Here is a 2,865-nt window from a genome sequence, read left to right on the forward strand (position 1 = left end):
TAGGATTTGAAATTGTGGAAGCGATCGACGGTCAGGACTGTTTGAATAAGGCGCATGAAATTCAACCTGATTGTATATTGATGGACTTGATGATGCCTGCACTTAGCGGCTTGGAAGTTACCCGTCGGCTCAGGAAGTTATCGGATTTTAAAGTAGTGGTGATTGCCACTTCAGCCAGCGTTTTTGATTTTGATATACAAAAAAGTTTTCAGGCAGGTTGTAACGATTTTCTACCCAAACCAATACGGATCGACCAGCTTTTAGAAAAGTTGCGAGTTCACTTGGGCCTTGAATGGGTTTATGAAGAAAGTAAAAGTGAAAATAATAGTCAGCAGGCTGGGAGAGGCACACCGTTTGGGAACGGCGTAGCCTCACAGCAATCAATTGTTGCTCCGTCGGCTCCAGAAATTGCTATCTTATTGGATTTCGCGATGATGGGGGATCTTAGAGGCATCATTGAGCAGTGCGATCGTCTAGATCGAATCGATAAGCAATGGCTGTCATTCACCAGCCACCTGCGCCAATTGGCCAAAAATTTTGAAGAAAAGAAAATTCTGGAATTTGTCAACCAGTATAGGGGGAAAAATGAACGGCTACCCGAATGAAAAAGGCATTATTTTAATAGTAGACGACACCCCGACAAATTTAGGAGTGTTGTTTGATTTATTAGCCGATTCTGGCTTTAAAGTATTGGTAGCTCAAGACGGAGAAAGTGCGATTCAAAAGGTAGAATATGCACGGCCAGACCTGATACTTTTAGATGTGCTAATGCCAGGTATAGATGGGTTTGAAACTTGTTGCCGCCTGAAAGCTTCTCAGTCCACAAAAGACATTCCAGTAATCTTTATGACGGCACTTACCGAGACAGTGGATAAGGTCAAAGGTTTGCGCCTTGGTGCGGTGGATTACATTACAAAACCGTTTCAACATGAAGAAGTTTTAGCTCGCGTTACAACGCACTTGAGCATTTGCGACTTGACGAAAAAACTGCAAGAAAAAAACTTGCGTCTGCAAGAAGAAATTCAAGAGCGTGCCTTAGCTGAAGAAGCGCTGCGGCAGAGTGAGAAACGCTTCCGGACGATAGTCGATACAGCTCAAGAGGGTATTTGGTTGTTAGATGCCCAAGCTAATACCATTTATGTCAACCAAAGAATCAGCGAAATGCTCGGCTATACCATAGAAGAAATCCTGGGTCGTTCTTGGTTCGATTTTATGGATAACCTCGCTCGTATTGAAGCAGTCCAGAAATTTGAACGACGCCTACAAGAAATTAATCAGCGGCACGATTTGCGGTTCCTCCGGAAAGACGGTTCGGAAATTTGGACAATTGTTTCTAGCAGTCCGATGGGTATTAATAACGGGGAATTTATCGGTGCTATCAATATGCTCACCGATATTACCGAACGCAAACTTTCAGAACAAAAAATTCGCGAACAAGCTGCCCTTCTAGACATTACTAAAGATGCTGTTATTGTGCGGGATTTGCAAAATAAAATTTTATTTTGGAATAAAGGTGCCGAACAGATATACGGTTGGACGCAAGAAAAAGTTATTGGCAAGGATGTGCATGAAATTTTGGACAAGGAAACTTCACCTCAAATTATAGAAATTCAGAATATATTTGCCCAAAAAGGTGAATGGCATGGCGAATTGAACCAAGTCACCAAAGGCGGTCACGATATTATTGTCGAAAGCTGTTGGACTCTAGTACGCGATGACAAACAGCAACCTAAATCAGTCCTTGTTGTCAACACTAACATCACTGAGAAAAAACAATTTGAAAAGCAGTTTCTTCGCGCTCAGCGCATGGAGAGTCTGGGCACGCTTGCTGGCGGCATTGCCCATGACTTCAATAATGTACTCACACCAATCATGATGGCAATTCAACTTTTACAGATAAAAATTAAAGACAAGCAGGGTCAAGAGTGGCTTAACACGCTGGAAATCAACGTTAAACGTGCGGCTGATTTAGTAAAGCAAGTTTTATCGTTTGCACGAGGCTGCGAAGGTAAGCGTACACTTATGGAAGTAACGCACCTACTTTTAGAAACGGAGCAGATTATCAAAAATACATTTCCTAAATCTATTGAAGTTAATGTAAACATATCGCCAGAACTCTGGTGTGTGGCTGGAGATCCAACTCAACTACACCAAGTTTTGGTCAATCTTTGTGTCAATGCTCGCGATGCTATGCCAGAAGGGGGGACTTTGACGATTTCAGCCGAAAATATTTTCATTGATGAAAACTTTGCCCGTATGAATATTGAAGCTAAGGTTGGTTCTTATATTGCGATCGCAGTTTCTGATACCGGATTTGGCATTTCAAATAAAATCTTAGAAAGAATTTTCGATCCATTTTTTACAACCAAAGATTTGGGGAAAGGTTCGGGGCTCGGTCTGGCAACAGTTAGCGGCATTGTTAAGGGACATGGCGGTTTTATAGAGGTATTCAGTGAAGTTAAAAAAGGTACCAAATTTAATGTTTATTTACCTGCAACAGACACAACCATCAAAGATTTTACAAAAGAAAAACAACGTCGTTCCCAAGTGCCTGTTGGACATGGAGAAGTTGTGCTTGTGGTTGATGATGAAGATGCCATTCGCGAAATTACCAAAATATCCTTAGAGAGCCATCACTACAAAGTTATGAGTGCTTGCGATGGTATTGAAGCGATCGCGCTGTATGCACAACATAAAGAAGAAATCGATATTGTATTGGTAGATATGATGATGCCCTCTATGGATGGTTCAACTACCATCCGCACGCTCCAAAAAATAAATCCACAAGTCAAAATTTTAGCCGTCAGCGGACTCTTGCCGAACCATCAAATAACTGCTATCCTTGGCAATAGCGTGAAAATATTT

The 2,865-nt window shown here is 41.7% G+C and carries 2 protein-coding genes; both read left to right on the plus strand.

Translation table 11 applies throughout. From position 1 onward, the window contains the following. On the plus strand, positions 1-605 hold a 605-nt coding region (locus tag H6S82_RS27350; protein WP_191057039.1), incomplete at its 5' end, for a response regulator. Then, on the plus strand, positions 586-2,865 hold a 2,280-nt coding region (locus H6S82_RS27355; RefSeq protein WP_191057040.1), incomplete at its 3' end, for a response regulator. The genes H6S82_RS27350 and H6S82_RS27355, both read left to right, overlap by 20 nt.

The sequence above is a fragment of the Planktothrix sp. FACHB-1355 genome, from assembly GCF_014748295.1.
In the GTDB taxonomy this organism is placed as follows: Bacteria; Cyanobacteriota; Cyanobacteriia; order Cyanobacteriales; family Aerosakkonemataceae; genus Aerosakkonema; species Aerosakkonema funiforme_A.